This is a genomic window from Rhodoblastus acidophilus, from assembly GCF_025961575.1.
Classification (GTDB): Bacteria; Pseudomonadota; Alphaproteobacteria; order Rhizobiales; family Beijerinckiaceae; genus Rhodoblastus; species Rhodoblastus acidophilus_C.
Map to the genome: position 1 here is coordinate 65,533 of NZ_JAOQNX010000003.1, position 17,512 is coordinate 83,044.

General features: G+C 65.0%; 19 protein-coding genes. 11 read left to right on the top strand and 8 right to left on the bottom strand.

Translation table 11 applies throughout. From position 1 onward, the window contains the following. The first annotated feature begins 12 nt into the window (after positions 1-12). Entirely contained in the window at positions 13-570 is a 558-nt protein-coding gene (locus M2320_RS02685; RefSeq protein ID WP_264595978.1) for an RBBP9/YdeN family alpha/beta hydrolase, read from the top strand. A 367-nt stretch (positions 571-937) separates the two neighbouring features. Here M2320_RS02685 and rpsD read toward each other — a convergent pair whose 3' ends face one another. Next, on the bottom strand, positions 938-1,555 hold the full coding sequence (rpsD, locus tag M2320_RS02690; protein ID WP_184425618.1) for a 30S ribosomal protein S4: 618 nt from the start codon (positions 1,553-1,555) through the stop codon (positions 938-940). Positions 1,556-1,847: 292 nt separating this feature from the next. Between rpsD and M2320_RS02695 the strand changes: the two genes are divergently transcribed. The 3 genes from M2320_RS02695 to murI are packed head-to-tail and all read left to right on the top strand — an operon-like array spanning position 1,848 to position 3,782. Then, positions 1,848-2,504 carry an HAD hydrolase-like protein gene (locus M2320_RS02695; RefSeq protein WP_264595979.1) on the top strand — a complete coding sequence of 219 codons (657 nt, stop codon included), beginning with the start codon at positions 1,848-1,850 and terminating at the stop codon, positions 2,502-2,504. Between the two features lie 3 nt (positions 2,505-2,507). Next, the gene (locus M2320_RS02700) at positions 2,508-2,921 is read left to right on the top strand and encodes a GFA family protein (protein WP_264595980.1); all 414 of its coding nucleotides are present in this window, start codon (positions 2,508-2,510) and stop codon (positions 2,919-2,921) included. Positions 2,922-2,960: 39 nt separating this feature from the next. Next, complete coding sequence (gene murI, locus M2320_RS02705) at positions 2,961-3,782, top strand: glutamate racemase (protein ID WP_264595981.1); 822 nt, start codon at positions 2,961-2,963, stop codon at positions 3,780-3,782. On the opposite strand, the gene M2320_RS23245 is transcribed toward murI, so the two are convergent. From M2320_RS23245 to M2320_RS02720, 3 genes are all read right to left on the bottom strand, one after another. Then, complete coding sequence (locus M2320_RS23245; RefSeq protein WP_319801407.1) at positions 3,766-5,139, bottom strand: M23 family metallopeptidase; 1,374 nt, start codon at positions 5,137-5,139, stop codon at positions 3,766-3,768. The two genes, murI and M2320_RS23245, sit on opposite strands and share 17 nt — an antisense overlap. A 104-nt stretch (positions 5,140-5,243) precedes the next feature. Then, positions 5,244-5,576, bottom strand: coding sequence for a hypothetical protein (locus tag M2320_RS02715; protein WP_264595982.1), 333 nt, complete (start codon positions 5,574-5,576; stop codon positions 5,244-5,246). Continuing rightward, on the bottom strand, positions 5,573-6,019 hold the full coding sequence (locus tag M2320_RS02720; protein WP_264595983.1) for a Spy/CpxP family protein refolding chaperone: 447 nt from the start codon (positions 6,017-6,019) through the stop codon (positions 5,573-5,575). Before M2320_RS02720 ends, M2320_RS02715 begins: the two co-directional genes overlap by 4 nt. Before the next feature lie 141 nt (positions 6,020-6,160). Between M2320_RS02720 and M2320_RS02725 the strand changes: the two genes are divergently transcribed. The 3 genes from M2320_RS02725 to M2320_RS02735 all read left to right on the top strand — a co-directional run bounded on the left by M2320_RS02725 (position 6,161) and on the right by M2320_RS02735 (position 8,475). Further along, on the top strand, positions 6,161-7,399 hold the full coding sequence (locus M2320_RS02725; protein ID WP_184425864.1) for a TCR/Tet family MFS transporter: 1,239 nt from the start codon (positions 6,161-6,163) through the stop codon (positions 7,397-7,399). A 98-nt stretch (positions 7,400-7,497) separates the two neighbouring features. Beyond that, on the top strand, positions 7,498-7,776 hold the full coding sequence (locus M2320_RS02730; RefSeq protein ID WP_264595984.1) for a hypothetical protein: 279 nt from the start codon (positions 7,498-7,500) through the stop codon (positions 7,774-7,776). Between the two features lie 111 nt (positions 7,777-7,887). Next, on the top strand, positions 7,888-8,475 hold the full coding sequence (locus M2320_RS02735; RefSeq protein WP_264595985.1) for an acyloxyacyl hydrolase: 588 nt from the start codon (positions 7,888-7,890) through the stop codon (positions 8,473-8,475). A 97-nt stretch (positions 8,476-8,572) separates the two neighbouring features. Here the strand turns inward: M2320_RS02735 and M2320_RS02740 are convergent, their stop codons facing one another. Next, entirely contained in the window at positions 8,573-10,354 is a 1,782-nt protein-coding gene (locus tag M2320_RS02740) for an alkaline phosphatase family protein (protein WP_264595986.1), read from the bottom strand. Between the two features lie 49 nt (positions 10,355-10,403). Beyond that, positions 10,404-10,640, bottom strand: coding sequence for an FmdB family zinc ribbon protein (locus M2320_RS02745; protein WP_184425636.1), 237 nt, complete (start codon positions 10,638-10,640; stop codon positions 10,404-10,406). A 264-nt stretch (positions 10,641-10,904) separates the two neighbouring features. Between M2320_RS02745 and argC the strand changes: the two genes are divergently transcribed. Beyond that, a complete protein-coding gene (gene argC / locus M2320_RS02750; RefSeq protein ID WP_264595987.1) occupies positions 10,905-11,825 on the top strand; it encodes an N-acetyl-gamma-glutamyl-phosphate reductase in 921 nt (306 codons plus the stop codon). A 45-nt stretch (positions 11,826-11,870) separates the two neighbouring features. Here argC and M2320_RS02755 read toward each other — a convergent pair whose 3' ends face one another. After that, positions 11,871-13,085: an LL-diaminopimelate aminotransferase gene (locus M2320_RS02755; RefSeq protein ID WP_184425640.1), complete on the bottom strand. Its 1,215-nt coding sequence runs from the start codon at positions 13,083-13,085 to the stop codon at positions 11,871-11,873. A gap of 114 nt (positions 13,086-13,199) precedes the next feature. After that, a complete protein-coding gene (locus tag M2320_RS02760; RefSeq protein WP_264595988.1) occupies positions 13,200-13,601 on the bottom strand; it encodes a hypothetical protein in 402 nt (133 codons plus the stop codon). Between the two features lie 159 nt (positions 13,602-13,760). Here M2320_RS02760 and M2320_RS02765 point away from each other — a divergent pair, with 159 nt between their 5' ends. The 3 genes from M2320_RS02765 to M2320_RS02775 all read left to right on the top strand — a co-directional run bounded on the left by M2320_RS02765 (position 13,761) and on the right by M2320_RS02775 (position 17,511). Continuing rightward, complete coding sequence (locus M2320_RS02765; RefSeq protein ID WP_319801408.1) at positions 13,761-15,869, top strand: class I poly(R)-hydroxyalkanoic acid synthase; 2,109 nt, start codon at positions 13,761-13,763, stop codon at positions 15,867-15,869. 191 nt (positions 15,870-16,060) lie between these two features. Beyond that, complete coding sequence (locus M2320_RS02770) at positions 16,061-16,966, top strand: hypothetical protein (RefSeq protein ID WP_264595989.1); 906 nt, start codon at positions 16,061-16,063, stop codon at positions 16,964-16,966. 98 nt (positions 16,967-17,064) lie between these two features. After that, positions 17,065-17,511 (top strand): hypothetical protein, encoded by a 447-nt coding sequence (locus tag M2320_RS02775; protein WP_264595990.1) that lies wholly within the window; start codon positions 17,065-17,067, stop codon positions 17,509-17,511. Position 17,512 lies beyond the last annotated feature (1 nt).

The following is a 17,512-nucleotide window of genomic DNA, read 5'->3' on the forward strand; positions in this document are numbered from 1 at the left end:
TAAATAGAGCCCATGCGCATTTCCGAACTCGATCTTCTCATCATCCCCGGCCTCGGCGGCTCGGGACCCGACCATTGGCAGACCCGCTGGGTGCAAAAACTGTCCACCGCGCGCCTGGTCGCGCAGGAGGATTTTGACCGGCCGCAGCACAAACCTTGGGTGGACGCGATTGTGCGTCAGATCGGGGCGGCGACCCGGCCTGTCGCCCTGGTCGGCCACAGCCTGGGCGCGCTGGCGGCCGCCAGCGCCATCGCGGAGCATGGCGGCGACAAGGTCAAGGCGGCCTTCCTGGTGGCGCCGCCCGACCTCGACAGCCTCGCGCTGGCCGATCAGCCGGTCGACCCTTTGTTCAAAGAAAAAGCGCCGCAAGCGGCGCTTCAAGTTCCCGGCGTGCTGGTGGCCAGCCGCAGCGATCCTTTCGCCGATTGGGCTTTCGCCGAACGGCTCGCTGACGTTTGGGCGCTGGACTTGGCCGACGCGGGCGACGCCGGCCATATCAACGCCGAGAGCGGTCACGGTCCCTGGCCGGAGGGATTGATGCGTCTGGCCGGGCTCTTCGCTAAAATCTGACCGTCACCGCATCCGCGCCCCGTTGAGCTTCCGGCTTGGGCGAGATGATCTCTCGCCCGCCATGTCTCTGGGACGCGGCATATCTTGCCGCCGGACTGCCGACGGATGACCCGATCCTTCCGCTCGCTTTCGCGTGACGGACCGGGCCGCATTCCTGCCCGGACAGCCAATTGTCACATGTTGGCCCCCTGGGAGCCCAAAGACTGTCGCAGGATGCCGGTTCGGTCTATGACCTGAATCAAAACGGCATTGCACACAAAAGCCGCCCAGAAAGGCGGCTTGGTCGCCGCGCAAAAATAGCCGTTGCTTGGCGCACAAAAAAGCCGCCCGAGGGGCGGCTTGGCTTTGTCGCGGAGGCGCCGAAGGATCAGCGCGAATAGAATTCGATGACCAGATTCGGCTCCATCAGCACCGGGTAGGGCACTTCGCTCGGCAGCGGAACGCGGGTCAGCTTGGCGGTCATCTTGGAATGATCGACCTCGTAGTAATCCGGCACGTCGCGCTCGGCCAGCGCCACGGATTCCAGCACAGTCACGAGCTGACGCGAGGATTCCTTGACCTCGATCACGTCGCCGGCCTTCACCAGATAGGAGGCGATGTTGACGCGGCGGCCGTTGACCTTGACATGGCCGTGGTTGACGAACTGGCGCGCGGCGAACACGGTCGGCACGAACTTCGCGCGATAGACGACGGCGTCCAGGCGGCGCTCCAGCAGGCCGATCATGTTGTCGCCCGAGTCGCCCTTCATGCGGATCGCTTCGGCGTAGTACTTGCGGAACTGCTTCTCGGAAATGTTGCCGTAATAGCCCTTGAGCTTCTGCTTGGCCTTGAGCTGGGTGCCGAAGTCGGAGAGCTTGCCCTTGCGGCGCTGGCCGTGCTGGCCGGGGCCGTATTCGCGCTTGTTGACCGGGCTCTTCGGGCGGCCCCAGATGTTCTGGCCCATACGGCGGTCAATTTTATACTTGGCTTCTGAACGCTTGGTCATAAGGTCCTCGATATTTGGCGCACGAGAACCGTGTCGCGCTTCGGCCTGACGGCCGGCGCGGTCGGCGATCCTCGCGTTCGGCGGTTTCGAAAAAAACGCCGGCGGAGATCGCGCCCTCCTCTGCTTCCGGGGAAGCCGACAGATCGCTCACCTGAAAGGGAACGGTCGCGGGTGCGAAAAACTTTCCCGCCGGCCGGGGCCAGCGGGAGAGAGACGGCTTCCTACAGGAGGCGGGCGGGGGCGTCAAGCGGGCGAACGTTTACGCCTCCGGCGCGAAAAGCTATGAACGCGCATGACCTCGACCATACTTCTCGACCTCGACGGCACGCTGATCGATTCCGAGCCCGGCATCATCGCCAGCTGCGAGGCGACTCTGCGCGCCCTTGGCCATCCCGCCGGCGCCCAGGACATCAAAGCCTATATCGGCCCGCCGCTCGAAGAGATGATCACGAGCCTGCTCGGCGCGCGCGGCGACGACCGCGTCGCCGAGGGCGTGGCGGCCTATCGCGCCTATTACGGCGAGACCGGCCTTTACGACTGCGCCCCCTATCCCGGCATCGCCGAGGCCGTGCAAGCGCTGGCGGAGACGGGCGCGCGGCTGTTCGTCGCCACGTCCAAGCGTCAGGCATTCGCCCGACGCATCCTGGATCACCTCGAACTCGCCCGGTTTTTCCAAACGGTTTACGGCTCCGTTCCCGGCGGCGCCCTCGACGAAAAACCGCAGCTTCTCGCTCATATTATCGCCGAGCAGGCGATCGACCCCGCGCGGGCGGTGATGGTGGGGGATCGCCGCTATGACATTTTTGGCGCCCGCGCGAATGGAATGAGGAGCGTCGGCGTTTTGTGGGGTTTTGGCTCCCGCGAGGAGCTGGAGGCCGCCGGCGCCGATGCTCTGGCGGAACAGTCCTCGGATCTGGCGGGCGCCGTCGCGGTCGTGCTGAAAGGATAAGGCATGGAAGAGATTTCAGGGGGATGCCTGTGTGGCGCGGTGCGCTATCGGCTGAAGGCGTTGCCGCCCAAAATCTCCGTCTGCCATTGCACCCATTGCCAAAAAAGCTCCGGCTCCGCCTTTTCCGTCAATCTGCTGACGCCCGAGGCGGACATCGAATTGTCAGGCGACATGGCGGTCTATGAGGACCGCGGCGACAGCGGCAATATTTTGAAGCGCTATTTCTGTCCACGCTGCGGCTCGCCGATGGGCAGCCACAATCTCCTGCGTCCCGGCATGTTCATCCTGCGCGCCGGCACGCTCGACGACACCAGGGTTTTGCAGCGGGTGGCGCTGCAATGCTGGACCCGCTCGCGCCAGCCCTGGGTCAAGCTGACCTGCGACGCGCCGGAGTTTTCGCAAGCGCCGAAAATCTGAATCCTTGGCCGCGGCAAAGGATTCGCGCTAAAGCGGGGCATGATCGCCGCTTCGATTCGCGCGAAAATTCTGGTGTTCGATTCCGGCCTCGGCGGGCTCACGGTGTTGCGCGCCCTGATGAAACAGCGGCCGGACGCCGATTTCGTCTATGCCGCCGACGATCTCGGCTTTCCCTACGGCCCGCGCCCCGAAAGCGAGGTGGTGGCGCTGGTGATGAACGCCATGGCTGCGCTGATCGGCTCGGAACAGCCGGATTGCGTGGTCATCGCCTGCAACACGGCGTCCACCCTGGTTCTGCCGCACCTGCGGGCGAAATGGTCCATTCCCTTCGTCGGCACGGTGCCCGCGATAAAACCGGCGGCGGAATTTTCCGCGACCCGGATGATCTCGATTCTGGCGACGCCGGGGACAGTGTCGCGCGACTACACCCGCGATCTCGTCGAAAAATTTGCCGGCCATTGCGACGTCGCCCTGGTGGGCGCGCGCAAACTCGCCAGCCTCGCCGAGGCTTTTGTGCAAGGCGAACAGCTCGACGAGGCCGAGGTGGCGGCGGAGATCGCGCCCTGCTTCGTCGTCAGCGGCGAGCGGCGCACCGATTGCGTGGTGCTGGCCTGCACCCATTATCCCTTGCTGAAGGAACAATTTGTGCGCCTGGCGCCCTGGCCGGTGCATTGGATCGATCCCGCGCCGGCGATCGCCCGCCGCGCCGACCATGTCTTGCGCGACAGGCGCGCCGAAGGGCAGGGCGGCTTCTCTTTCCGCTATACCAGCGGCGCCAAGCCGGACGAAAAGCTGCGGGCGGCGCTGCAAAAAATCCTGCCGGCGCGCGCCATGGCGGAAAAAGCTACAGCCCAGCCGTGAGCAGCCGCCCGGCTTTGAGATAACGCGAGGGATCGACGGCCGCGCCGTCGACGCGCACCTCATAATGCAGATGCGGGCCGGTAGAGCGTCCGGTGGAGCCGATGCGGCCGATGATCGCGCCCGCCTCGACCCACTCGCCCTCGCTCACGTCGATCTGCGAGAGATGGCCGTAACGGGTGGCGAGTCCGGCGCCGTGATCGACCTCGACCATATTGCCGTAGCCGCCGGAGCTTTCGGCGGCCGTGACGCGGCCGCTCGCCGTGGCGCGCACGGGTTCGCCATAGGGGGCGCGCAAATCCATGCCGGAGTGCAGCGCCGGGCGGCCCAGGAACGGGTCGGTGCGATAGCCGAAGGTTGAGGTGACGTCGAGCGGGCCGGGCAGCGGCTGGCGCAGCGGCGCGAAGGGCAGGGCGCGGCGCAAGCCGTCCATCAGCGTCACGGCCCGGTTGACGTCGCCATAGGCGCGCTCGAAGGCGCGCTCCGTCGTGACGTAGGAGTTGCCGAAGGCGTCGGCTCTTGATGCGGGCTCGAAGGGACCGCCCACGGCCTCGCCGCCTTTGGCCGGCTTGACCGAGGCCGCATGGCGCAGCAGCCGCTCGACGGGCAGGCCGGCTTCCGTGAAGGCCTGCCGCAGGTTTTCCGCGCGCGCCGTGGCGGGACCGCGCAATTGCTCGAGCGCGGCGGCCTGCCGGCGCTCGATGCGCTCGACATTGCCGGCGAGGGCGCGCAGGCGATCCTGCGGCGACAGCGCGTCGCTCGCGTCGGAGACGTCCTCGGGAACGGGCGCCGGGTCCCCGCCGCGGCGCAGGTCAAAACCTTCTGGCGCGGGTTTTGTCGGCGCCGGCTGTGGCTCGAGGGAGCGCGCCGGCGCGGCATAAGCGGGCGCGGCATAGGCGGGCGCGGGAGGCGTCGCGGCGCGGGCGGCGGAAGGGGCGATGCGGTCGATGGCGCTGACGCCGTCGCCGCCGGGCGCGATTTTCGCGGCAAGGGCGCTGACCAGGGCGGAGCGCGATTCCAGCCGCGCCTGGCGCACCGCGAGTTCGGCCACCTTGCCTTCGACCGTGTCCTGATTGGCGAGCTGGCGCGTCGCCATCTGGTCGACCTGGTCGCGCAGCGCGGCGATGCGGTCCTCATAGGCGAATTGCATCTGCGCCTGGCGCCGCATCAGCGCGGTCAGCATGTCGTCGCGGAAGACGAGATAGAGCGCGGCGCCGAGCAGCGCGGCGCAGAGCATCGGGACGATGCCGAACAGGAGATAGGCCCAATGCGGCGCGAGGGTGAAATCGCGGCGAAACGTGCGAAAGGCGAGGCTGATGGCGAAAAGATGCGGATCGTGGGCCGTGGGAGCTTTACGCATGGATACCCGTCTCCTCCGGTCTGTCGCCGGATATGGTTTAGGGAGTCTATGCGGACGTGGTTAAGGATTGGAAAATGCCGGTGTGCCCGCGCGTTGCGCTGATGTCACCGTGACAGGCCCAGAGGATCGGAAAAGCCGACGCCATAGAGACCCCAAGCGAGCGGACCGAGCGTCCAGCCGGGGGCGCAGCCGACGAAGGCGCAGGCGGGATCGTCGAAATCGGGCGTCGCGACATGGAGCGGCCAGAACAACTCGCCGACCACGGCCTCGCCGCTCGCCGACGACGCGCGGGCGTGGCGGCGCTTGTGATGGCGCGTGTGACGCGCCAGTTCGATCGGCGTGGCCTGAACATGCGGCGTGGCGATGAACAGCGGCAGGGCGTCCGCCGGACCCGACGCCAGAACCGCCGCGGCGAGGAGGAGGGCCGCCCGCCTCATCGGGACCGCCGGCCGAAATTGGCCCGCATGGCGTCGAATTTCGCCCTCTGCTCGGGATTGAGGCTGTTATAGAAATCGAGCAGTTTCGGGCTGGCGGCGTTGAGCGCGTCGAGCTGGGCCTGGGCCATGGCCTTGCGGAAGTCGAGCGCGCCCTGCAGCGCGCCCAGATCGGGTTTTCGCTCGCACAGGCTGGAGCGCGCATCGGCGACCGCCTTGGCTTGCGCGTCGCGATAGTCCCTCAACTTGGCTTTCTGATCGTCGCCGAGCAGCAGCGCCGTCCCCAGCGTGCTCAAAATATTCTGGTCGCGGGCGTCGGCGTCGGGCTCGGGGGAGGCCGCGCAGATCCTGTCGAGGGCGGCGCTGTCGCGATCGGGGTCAGTCTGGGCGGCGAGCGCGGCGGGCGCCAGCAGCAGAAGCAAGGCGCTGGTCCGGATCGTCCTCATTCCCCACCCCTTTTTGCGCCAACGCAAGTTTCCGCGGCTTGTTCCGCGTCGCGGCTACGACTCACGGAGGAGGGCGCAAGATTTCATTTGCATGACGTGTCAATGAAGCGTTACAGGACTGAAAGTTGGGAGACGTTGGTGATGCAGTCCTACAAGCCCGGCAAGGCCGCGTTCATTTTCATCTTCATCACGGCCGCGCTCGATGTGCTCGCTCTTGGCATTATTGTCCCGGTCCTGCCGAAACTGATCGTTTCTTTCCGGGATGGCGACTTTTCCGCGGCCTCGCGCTGGGTCGGCTATTTTGGCATCGCCTGGGCGATGGCGCAGTTCATGTGCCAGCCGGTGCTGGGCGCCCTGTCCGACCGCTTCGGCCGCCGTCCGGTGGTCCTGCTCTCCAATATCGGCCTCGGCGTCGATTATCTGGTGATGGCGCTGGCCCCGAGCCTGACCTGGCTGTTCATCGGCCGCCTCGCCTCCGGCGCCGCCGCCGCCAGTTTCTCCACCGCGCAAGCCTATATCGCCGACATCACCCCGGCGGATAAACGCGCGGCCAAATTCGGCCTGCTCGGCGCGGTGTTCGGCGTCGGTTTTACCATTGGCCCGGCGCTCGGCGGCTGGCTTGGCGGCATCGACCTGCGACTGCCGTTCTGGGCTGCGGCGGGTTTCAGCCTGGCGAACGCCGTCTATGGCTATTTCGTTCTGCCGGAATCGCTAGCCCCGGAAAACCGCACGAAGAAATTCGTCTGGCGCAGCGCCAGCGTGTTCGGCGCCCTCAAATTCATCCGCCGCGATTCCGCGCTGGCGGCGATCGTCCTCGCGATCTTCCTGTCGCTGCTGGCGCATGAATCGCTGCCGAGCCTGTTCGTGCTCTACACCGACTACCGCTATCACTGGACCCCGACCGAGACCGGCCTCGCGCTCGCTGGCGTCGGCATTTTCCAGACCCTCGTCGCCGGCGGCCTGGTGCGTCATGCGGTGAAGCGGTTCGGCGAAACCCCCTCGGCGGTCGCCGGCCTGGTGTTCGGCGTCCTCGGCTTCGTCGGCTTCGCCGTCGCGCCGGTCGGCTGGGCCTTCCTCGCCGCGATCCCGCTGATCGCTTTGTGGAGCCTCGCGGCGCCGGCCATGCAGTCCATGGCCACCCGCTTTGTCGGCGTCTCCGAGCAGGGCGCGCTGCAAGGCGCGGTGTCGAGCCTGCGCGGGGTGTCTGGCATGATCGGCCCGATCACCTTCACCCAATTGCTCGCCTTTGAAATCTCCAAGGGCCATATGCCCGGCATGGCCTATGGCCTGTCCGCCCTGCTGTGCTCGTTCAGCTTCCTGGTGGTCGTGGCCTTGGCGCGGCGCGGCGTCATGAAGGATGTGACGGCGGCGGCTCCGTAAATTTTGGCGCCCCTGGCGGCGCGGACGTCGCAAAACAAATCAAGCGCGTCCATATTAGCGCAACGCGAGACGGATCGCGTCCATTCTGGGGTATTGGCATGAACAAGTTTTTCGCCGCCGCGCTCGCCCTGTCTCTCGCGGCGCCTTTCGGTTTGGCCACGCAGGCGCAGGCCAAGGGCTGCATCCGCGGCGCGATCGCCGGCGGCGTCGCCGGCCACGCGGTCAAGCACACTTGGTCGGGCGCGCTCGCCGGCTGCCTCGCGGCGCGGCATTATTACAAGCAGAAGCGTCTGCAGCAGCAACAGCAGCAGGGCGGCTATCGTCCCGGCTACAACCCGCCCGGCTATAATCAGCCCGCCCCGTCTCCTTACCGCTAAACCCCAGGTTGTATTTGCTGCGCCCTGTTGCAGAAATGTGATTGTGGCGCGGGGCGCGTCTCACTATGGTTAACCATCTGCTTCCGGGATCACTCCGGAACGGATGGGGGAATGGTGGCGATGCGGATTCGCGACGCGTGTCTCGCGGCAGTCTGTCTGCTGGCGATGACCTCCGCCTCCCTTGCCGGAGACCCCACCCTGCTCGGCTTCGGCCTCGGCTTTTTCGACGAAACCTTTCTCGATCCGCGCATCGCCTTCTTCAAGGTCGACTACAACCGTCCGCATTATCCGGCGACGGACATGCGTCTGGAAGTTCATGGCGGCTATAATTTCCTGCCGACGCCGGACATTTATGGTCGCCTGCATCCGACCGCCGGCGTGGAGGTCACCTCATCTGGCGGAACCTGGATCGGCGCCGGCATCGCCTATGACGTGAATGTCGGCCCGCTCCATGTCACGCCGAAATTCGAGCCCGGCCTGTTCATGCCCGGCGACGGCAAAAGGCTGAATTATCCGCTCGAATTCCGCACCCAGCTCGAACTGTCCTATGAATTTGCCGACCGTTCGCGCTTCGGCGTGGCCATCAGCCACCTGTCCAATGCGCAACTGGCGGAAAAAGTTTACAACAAGCCCAATCCAGGCGCCGACATCATCTCGATCTACTACCGTTTCCCGCTGGAGGCCTGGTTCCCGGGCTGAGAGGCGAACCGATTCAGTAGCCCTCACCCTGAGGAAGCCGCGAAGCGGCTGTCTCGAAGGGCGGGGGCGGGTCACGACCGCCCCCAATGCGGCTTTTTCATTGCAAAGTCGCGGGCAGGCCGAGCGTGCGGCCGGGATAGCCGGCCGCGTCAAAATAACGCGTCGGTCCCACCTGCTGAAAACTCAGAATTGTGACGTGGCCCAGCGCGTCGGGCGTTGAAGACACGGCGCCGCGTGTAAAATCGGGCTCGGCGCCATTGGGCATGGCCTCGGTCAGAACCCGGCCGACGAGTCCGCCCTTGTGGCGAATGTCGAGATCGAGCAGCCGGGCGATGGTCATGCCGATATCCGCATTGCTGGCCGGGGCGAGGTCCACATGGGCGCTGCGGAAACTCGGGCCGGCGGCGGCCATGACATTGCGCGTGTCCGCCCGCGAGAACGAGCCGTGCATGCCCTGGCCCTGGCGCAGGCTGGTGTCGGCCACCTGGACGCCGCAGGCGGTGGGGTCGTCGCATCCGGTGGAAAAGCTGCGGAAATTGACGACCAGCGCCGGGACGGGGGTGACGGCCGCGCCCTTCAGGCCGATTTCGGAAAATTTTAACGCGCCCGGCACGGGCCCGAGATCGTCGCTGGCGAAAATGCCGCTGACATAGTCCTGCGCCGACAGGATTAGCGCGATTTTCCGCGCCAGCGCATTGGCGGCGGCGGGGTCCTTCGCTTTGGGGAGATAGATCAGGTCCGAGCCGCCATTGCCGGCGACCACGATTTCGGGGTCCGCGGGATCGTCGCCGAGCAGGCCATTGCCGCGGCTGGGCGTCGCGCCCGGCTTGACCGGCGCGTTGCCCTTGTCCGGGTCGAAGATCGGCAGCGCCAGGGCGTGGGCGAGGTCGAGCGCGACAAAGCCGGGCGTCAATTGCCCGGCGGCGACCTTGTCAAAACTCTGCGTCGCCGCCCAACTGGTCGCGCTTTCCTTGGAAATGGTGGAAAAGCCGTGGTCGGAGGTGACGATCACATCGGTGTCGGCGTCGAGACCCTGCGTCTTCAAGGCGGCGAGCAGGGCGGCGAAATTGTCGTCGGCGTTGCGGATCGCGGCCAGCGAGGTCGGGCCGTTGATGCCGGGAACGAGCTTTTCCAGCGAATCCGTCTGGGCGTGCTGGGTGCCGTCGGGGTCGCGCGACCAGAACACCATGACAAACGTCTGGCCGCGCTGCTTGAACCAGGGCAGCACGACCTCGGTCGCGGCGCGGACGAAATCGGCCTGCTGCGCGACATTGGGCATGGCGCGCGGCTTTGCGACCCCGAGGCCCTTTTCCTCCAGCTTCTTCTGGATTTCGGCGGGCAGGGCGACGCCGGCGTCCTCGTCCGGGCCTGAATGCCCGGTGCTGTCGTCGATGACGATGGTCTGACCGTCGCGGGCCAAATGGTCCTGGATCAGCGTCGGCCCGAGCTTGCCGATGGCGGCGGTCGCAAAACCTTTTTGGCGGGCGGCCTGGAGGATGGTTTCCTCATTCAGGTAATTCCCGTCAAAATTGGCGTCGACATCGCCCAGCACCCGGTCCGATTCCAGGAACGGGGTGACGGTCGGCCCGAAATTGGGCAGGAAAATCGGCTTGCCGACAAAGATCGTATTGGAGAAATCGCCGTGATCGCCGGCGAAATGGCCGGTGGCGAGCGCGGCGGCATTGGCGGTGGTGAAAGTGGGAAACAGCGAATGGCTGTTGGCGAACCGAACCCCGCGCGCAGAAAACGCCGCCAGCGTCGGCGCGGTCTTTTCGTTGACCACGCCGGGCCGCAGGCCATCGGCGACAAACAGCAGCACATTGGGTTGCGCGCTCGCGGGCAGGGCGTAGAGCGCAAGAAGGCAAAGAAATCGGCGCATGAGGGTCTCCACGCGCCGAGTCTATCCGCTTGAGCGTGACAGATTCACGTCATTTCTTGAACGTGGACAGTTCTTTCTGGCTGTAATTCGACAAGTGGCCCTCGGCGGCGGCCTTGGCGCGCCACAACCGGCGATTCTTCTCCATTTTCATGTCGGGCGCCACCCAGGAGGGCAGGCGCTCCATCTTGTCGCTGCCGCAAGCCGGGCAAATCGCGGCTTCATCGGACCGCATCAGCAGTTCGGTCTCGGCGTCGCAGGCGGAGCAGTGAAAGGAATAGAGCGGCATTGGTGTCCTCGGTTTTTGCCAGAGCGTATGCCTAAAGAATAAGCAAAATCCGGGCCAGAGCCCTTTGGCGCTCCCGCGACGGAAAAGTCCGCCGTCGCGAAGAAAGCGCGGGCGAAGAAGGCGCCGTTTTGTTATAGGCGCGCAATCTTTCCGCGTCATGGCCGGACTTGTCCCGGCCATCCCGCCGGGCCGCCGCGCAAGCTGATGGGCGTGGATGCCCGCGACGAGCGCGGGCATGACGGCCCTGGAGATAGAGGAATTCTTATGACCGCCCCGAAAAGACTCTTCATCGATGGCGAAGCCGGAACCACCGGTTTGCAAATTCGCGAGCGGCTGGAAGGGCGCGCCGATGTGACGCTGGCGTCGATCTCGGCCGAAGATCGCAAGAATCCCGCCGCCAAGGCCGAAATTTTCAAGAACGTCGATCTTGTCGTGCTCTGTCTGCCCGACGATGCGGCCAAGGAAAGCGTGGCGCTCGCCGACAGTCTGGGCGACAAGGCGCCGAAAATCCTCGACGCGTCCACGGCGCATCGGGTCGCGCCGGGCTGGACCTATGGTTTTGCGGAACTCTGCGCCGGCCAGGCGGACGCGATCCGCGCGGCGAAACGGGTGGGCAATCCCGGCTGCTACGCCACCGGCGCTATCGCCATGCTGCGGCCCCTGATCGACGCCGGCCTGCTGGCGGCGGATGCGACCTACGCCATCAATGCGGTCTCCGGCTATTCCGGCGGCGGCAAGGCGATGATCGCGGCCTATGAATCCGGAGAGGCCGCGCCGTTCGAGCTTTATGCGCTCGGGCTGGAGCACAAGCATATTCCCGAGATCATGGCCTATAGCCGACTGTCGGCGCGGCCGCTGTTCGCGCCCTCGGTGGGCAATTTCCGTCAGGGCATGCTGGTCAGCCTGCCGCTGGCGCTGGATGCGCTGCCGGGCAAGCCTGATGCCGCCGCCCTCGAAGCGGCGCTGCAAAAGCATTATGCCGGAGCGACATATGTGCGGGTGATGGCGCCGGAGCTCGGCGGAAAGCTCGAGCCGCAGGCGCTGAACAACACCAATGATCTGGAAATCCGGGTCTATGCCAACGAGACCCATCGCCATGCCGTGGTGATTGCAAAACTCGACAATCTCGGCAAGGGCGCGTCCGGCGCCGCCGTGCAGAACCTGGAGCTGATGCTCGGGCTGTAAAAAAGAAAGAGCCCCCGCGAAGGACGCGGGGGCTCAACAAAAGTGTCAGGCGCGGGCCTGGGCGGGGATGACGTTGTGCAGCGTATCCTCGCCCTCGAAGAAACGGCGGATGCCGCGCGCCGCCTGGCGGATGCGCTGCTCATTCTCGACCAGCGCAAGGCGCACGTAATCGTCGCCATGCTCGCCGAAACCGACGCCGGGCGCGACCGCCACATCGGCCTTTTCAATCAGAAGTTTCGAGAACTCCAGGCTGCCGAGCGGCTTGAATTTGTCCGGCACCGGCACCCAGGCGAACATTGAGGCGGAGGGCGCGGGAATGTGCCAGCCGGCCTGAGCAAAGCTTTCGACCATCACGTCGCGGCGCTTTTTATAGACCGCGCGCATTTCCTTGATGCAATCGTCGGGACCATTGAGCGCGGCGGTTGCCGCCACCTGGATCGGCGTGAACGCGCCATAATCCAGATAGGATTTTACTCGCCCGAGCGCGCTGAGCAGGCGCTCGTTGCCGACGGCGAAACCGACGCGCCAGCCCGCCATCGAAAACGTCTTCGACATGGAGGAGAATTCGACGCAAATGTCTTTTGCGCCCGGCACTTGCAGGACCGAGGGCGGCGGATCGTCGTCGAAATAGACCTCGGCATAGGCGATGTCCGAGAGAATGTAGATGTCGTGCTTTTTGGCGAAGGTGACGAGGTCGCGATAGAAATCGAGCGACGCCACCATGGCCGTCGGATTGGACGGATAGCACACGACAAGCGCGATCGGTTTGGGGATGGAGTGCTGGATGGCGCGCTCGGCGGCCCTGAAATAGTTCTCGTCGGGCTCGATCGGCACCGAGCGGATCACGCCGCCCGCCATGAGAAAACCGAAGGCGTGAATGGGATAGGAGGGATTCGGCGCGAGCACGACATCGCCAGGCGCGGTGATGGCCTGCGCCATATTCGCAAAACCTTCCTTGGAGCCGAGCGTGGCGACAATCTCGGTGTCGGGATTGAGCTTCACGCCAAAGCGGCGCTCATAATAGCCGGCTTGCGCGCGGCGCAGGCCGGCGATGCCCTTGGAGGCGGAATAGCGGTCGGTGCGCGGCTTGCCGGCGGTCTCCACCAGCTTGTCGACAACATGTTTGGGGGCGGGCAGGTCGGGGTTGCCCATGCCGAGGTCGATGATGTCGGCGCCGGCGGCGCGGGCTTTGGCCTTGAGACGATTGACCTGTTCGAACACATAGGGCGGCAGGCGCCGCACGCGATAAAAATCGCTCATCAATCTCGTCCTTATGCTTTGCCCGGCCCGGTAGGAAATCTGTCTTCGGGACCGCGGGACATGCTGTTAGCACCCGGATTGACCGGTGTCAGGCGCTTTTTGGCCCGGATCGCGTCAGAATTTGTCGTCAACGCTCGGCGGCTTGGGCGCGGGCGCCAATGTCTCGACGGATTCGGATTGCAGCTTTTTCAGCCGCGCTTGCGCCTTGGTCTTGGCGGCGACCAGATCGGCGTCGTCGGCGGCGGCCTGCGCAGGCGTCTTGACCGGGATGCGCTTCTTTTCCGGACCGAGGAAGGGGACGAAATCCATTTTCTCCTCGTCCGGACGGCTTTCGCGGATGAAATCGGGACGGTCGCCGGTCGGCGCGGTCAGGCCGATGGCGTTGGTGACCGCGCGCAGCGGATTGGTCTCCTCGGCCTTGACGGAAACCGAGCCGAGCGCCAGCAGCGCGGCCAGAATCGCGGCGGTTCCGGAGGGGCGGCGCAATAGCCGTGAAGAAGCGAAAAAATCCGGCATGGGACCTTGGTTTTCTCTACGTGCGGTATAACCTAATCCAGGTGGGCGTTCGCCCATCGGATCATTGCTTAAGCAGTCAAATAAAGTCTTATTATGTCTGAAACGGGACGGCGGCTGAAAAGAACCGACAAGAGCCCGGCAACAGGTGAGGGAGCCCCCATGAACGTCAGTCCGGGGAAACAATTCGGTTCTGCCGCCAAACGGAAAAGCGCCAAGAAACCGGTAAACGGCGTCGACACTGCGGATGCGGCCAAGGGCGATCAGGCGGAAAAAAAGCCCGTGACCGCGCGCAAGGCGGCCACGCGGGCCAAGACCGCGGCGCAAGCCAAAACCGCTGAGCAAGCCAAGACCGCTGAGCAAGCCAAGACCGTCGAGCCGCCCAAGGCGGTCGAGGCTAAACCCGTAGAAACCGCAAGACAACCGCCCAACAGCCCGCCCGTCGTCGACAAGGGGGCGAAGCCGGCGGAAGGCGCGGCGAAACCGGAATCCTCGGGACCCGCGATTCCCGATTTCGAGCGCATGGCCGGCAATTTCGCCCGGGCCGTGGAGCATGGCGGCCTGGCGCTCGCCGCCATGGTCAAGCCCGTAGAGGAAGGCAAGGTCAAGACCGCCTTCGCCGACGATGTCGCCGATGCGGTGAAGACCTTCGGCCATGTCGCGGAATATTGGCTGTCCGATCCCCTGCGCACCATCGAGGCGCAAACCAGCCTGTCCACGAGCTTCCTCGACCTGTGGACCAATACTTTGCGCCGCATGGCCGGCGAGGAGACCCAGCCGCTCATCCCCGTCGACCCCCGCGACAAAAGGTTTGCCTCGCCCGACTGGCAGATGCATCCGATCTTCGACTTCATGCGCCAGGCCTATACGATTTCCGCGTCCTGGGCCGAGCACATGGTCGAGGACGCCGAACTCGACAAGCGCACCCGCGACAAGGCGGCGTTTTACGTCCGCCAGATCGCCGCGGCGCTGGCGCCGTCGAATTTCCTGCTCACCAACCCGGAAGTGCTGCACACCACCTGGAAGGCCGAGGGCGAAAATCTCGCGCGCGGCATGAAAATGCTGGCGGAGGATATTGCGGCGGGCGAAGGCGCCTTGCGCATCCGCCAGACCTCGGGCGGCAATTTCAAGCTCGGCGTCAATCTCGCCACCACGCCCGGCAAGGTCATCTTCCGCAACGACCTGTTTGAACTGCTCCAATACGCGCCGACCACGGAAGAGGTCTACAAGCGCCCGCTGCTGATCATCCCGCCCTGGATCAACAAGTTCTATATCCTCGACCTCAATCAGGACAAGAGTTTCATCCGCTGGGCTGTGTCGCAGGGCCTCACCGTATTCTGCATCTCCTGGGTCAATCCGGATGCGCGCCACGCCGACAAGGATTTTTATTCCTACATGACCGAGGGCGTGTTCGAGGCGCTCAATCAGATCGAGACCATCACCGGCGAGAAAAAGGTGACGGCGATCGGCTATTGCGTCGGCGGCACGCTGACCGCGGCGAGCCTCGCCTATATGGCGGCGAAAGGCGACGACCGCATCGCTTCGGCGACCCTGTTCACCACCCAGGTCGATTTCACCGACGCCGGCGATCTCAAAGTGTTCGCCTCCGAGGACAGGATCAAGAACATCGAGGCCGAGATGGAGATGGCCGGCTATCTCGAGGGCCGGTCGATGGCCAACGCCTTCAACATGCTGCGCCCGAACGACATGATCTGGTCCTATGTCGTCAACAATTACCTCAAGGGCATCGAGCCCATGGCCTTCGACCTGCTGACGTGGAACAGCGATTCCACCCGCATGCCCAAGGCCAACCATTCCTATTACTTGCGCAATTGCTATCTCGAAAACCGAATGGGCCGCGGCGAGATGGTTTTGGGCGATGTGACCCTCGACTTCAGCAAGGTCAAGATCCCGATCTACAATCTCGCCACCAAGGAAGACCATATCGCTCCGGCGAAATCGGTGTTTACGGGCGCAAAACTGTTCGGCGGGCCGATGCGCTACGTGCTCGGCGGCTCCGGCCATATCGCCGGCGTGATCAATCCGCCCGGCCCCAAGCCGAAATACCAGTATTGGACCGGCCCCAAGCCCGAAGGCGCCTTCAACGATTGGGTGGCCAAGGCGGAGGTTCATCCCGGCTCCTGGTGGCCGGACTGGGCGCAATGGGTCACCGCGCAGGCGCCGCAAAAGGTCCCAGCGCGGCAGCCCGGCAGCGGCAAGGTCAAGATTCTCGGCGACGCGCCCGGCGATTATGTGCGGGTGAAGGCGTAAGCGGCCGCCCCGTCCGGCGCTTCAATTTGGCGCCGGACGCCTGATTTAGAATTTTTCTAAAATCGCCGGATTTGCTTCAATGCGGATCGGCCTCCCCTTTAGTGTCGGTTTATCAGGCTGTTGGGGCCACTGACTGGGGGATGCGGATGTTCGGTTCGGAATGGGATGCGCGCAATGGCTTGGCGAAAGGGATGGGCGCGTTCGCGGCCGGCGTCGCCATGCTCGCCTGCGCGCCGGCGCAAGCCGACACGCCCGCTTGGCGCACGGGCGTCCTTGGCGCGGCGCTGGGCGGCGTGACCGAGCACGAACATGTCGACACCGAGCACATTTTTGGCTTCACCATGGGCTCGGACATTGGCGAGAAGGGCGAAATCGAATTCGAGAACGAGAATGTCGGCGTGTTCGGCAAACGCGCGGGAATTTACAACACGCTGGGGTCGCTCAATCTGCTGAAGTTCACGCTGACCGACAATTTCCGTGTCGCGCCCGGCCTGTCCTTCGGCGGCAACGTCATCCGCAACGTTCCCGGTTACGACAACCGCAGCGCGGCGGCCTTCCAGGGCGCCGTACTGGAGATGCGCTACAAGCTGCTCGACCGCGAGACCATGCCGTTCGGCCTGACGCTGCACGCCCAACCCGGCTGGAGCCCGATCGACGAGGCGACCGGCGCGCAGGCCCAGGGCTATGGCAGCGAATTTGCGCTGCTGGCCGACAAGGAGCTGGTCAAGGACCGGCTCTGGGGCGCCTTCAATCTCTGGTATGGCCTTGGCGCGTCGAACGACGTCGGCGCCAATGCATGGTCGCGCGATTCCAGTCTGGAGCTTCACGGCGCCTTGTCGACGCGTGTCGGCGCCGCGCTCGTCATGGGCGGCGAAATGCGTTACCTGCGCGCCTATGACGGCCTCGGGCTGAACCGCTTTTCCGGCGAGGCGCTCTATATCGGCCCGACCTTCTCGATGCATGTCACCAAGCACGTCGGCTTGTCCGGGACGGTCAACGTTCAGGTGGCCGGCGACGCCGTCGGCGACCCGCGCGCGCTCGACCTCGACAATTTTGAGCGCGTTCAAAGCATGCTGAGGTTCAACATGCTGTTCTGACGACTCCTCTGCGTCACTGGCGCCTCCCTTGCGGCAACCCGTGCAAACCTTAATCGTCGTTCGTATTTGGAACGCATGGGCAGGCGGGGAGCCGCAAAATGAAACAGATCGCCCTTTTTCTGACGACATCGCTCGCGCTGGCCTTTCCCGCCTTTGCACAGCGCGCGCATGGTCCGGTCACTGGTCCTGTCGCGCGTGGGCCGATCATGAACCGTCCGTTGGCGCCGGCGCATCGTCCCGGTCCGCCCCTCGCCCAACACCCGCCCGGCTTCGACCACCATCATCATCGTCCCGGCTGGGTTAATTATGGCGGGGGCTGGCCGGTGTTCATGGCCCCGCCCGGCGTCGCGCCGGAGCCGGGCGGCGAGATCGTCACCCACGAGTTCATCGACCCGCGCCTCTACGGGCCGCGTCCGCCCAGCATCGAAATCCTCACGGACAAGCCGGTGGTGTTCCGCGAGCCGCCGCACATCATTCAGCTCAGGCGCGGCAAACAGCGCCATCCCATCCTCGTGGTGCGCCGCGGCGCAGTGTCGCGGGAGTAAC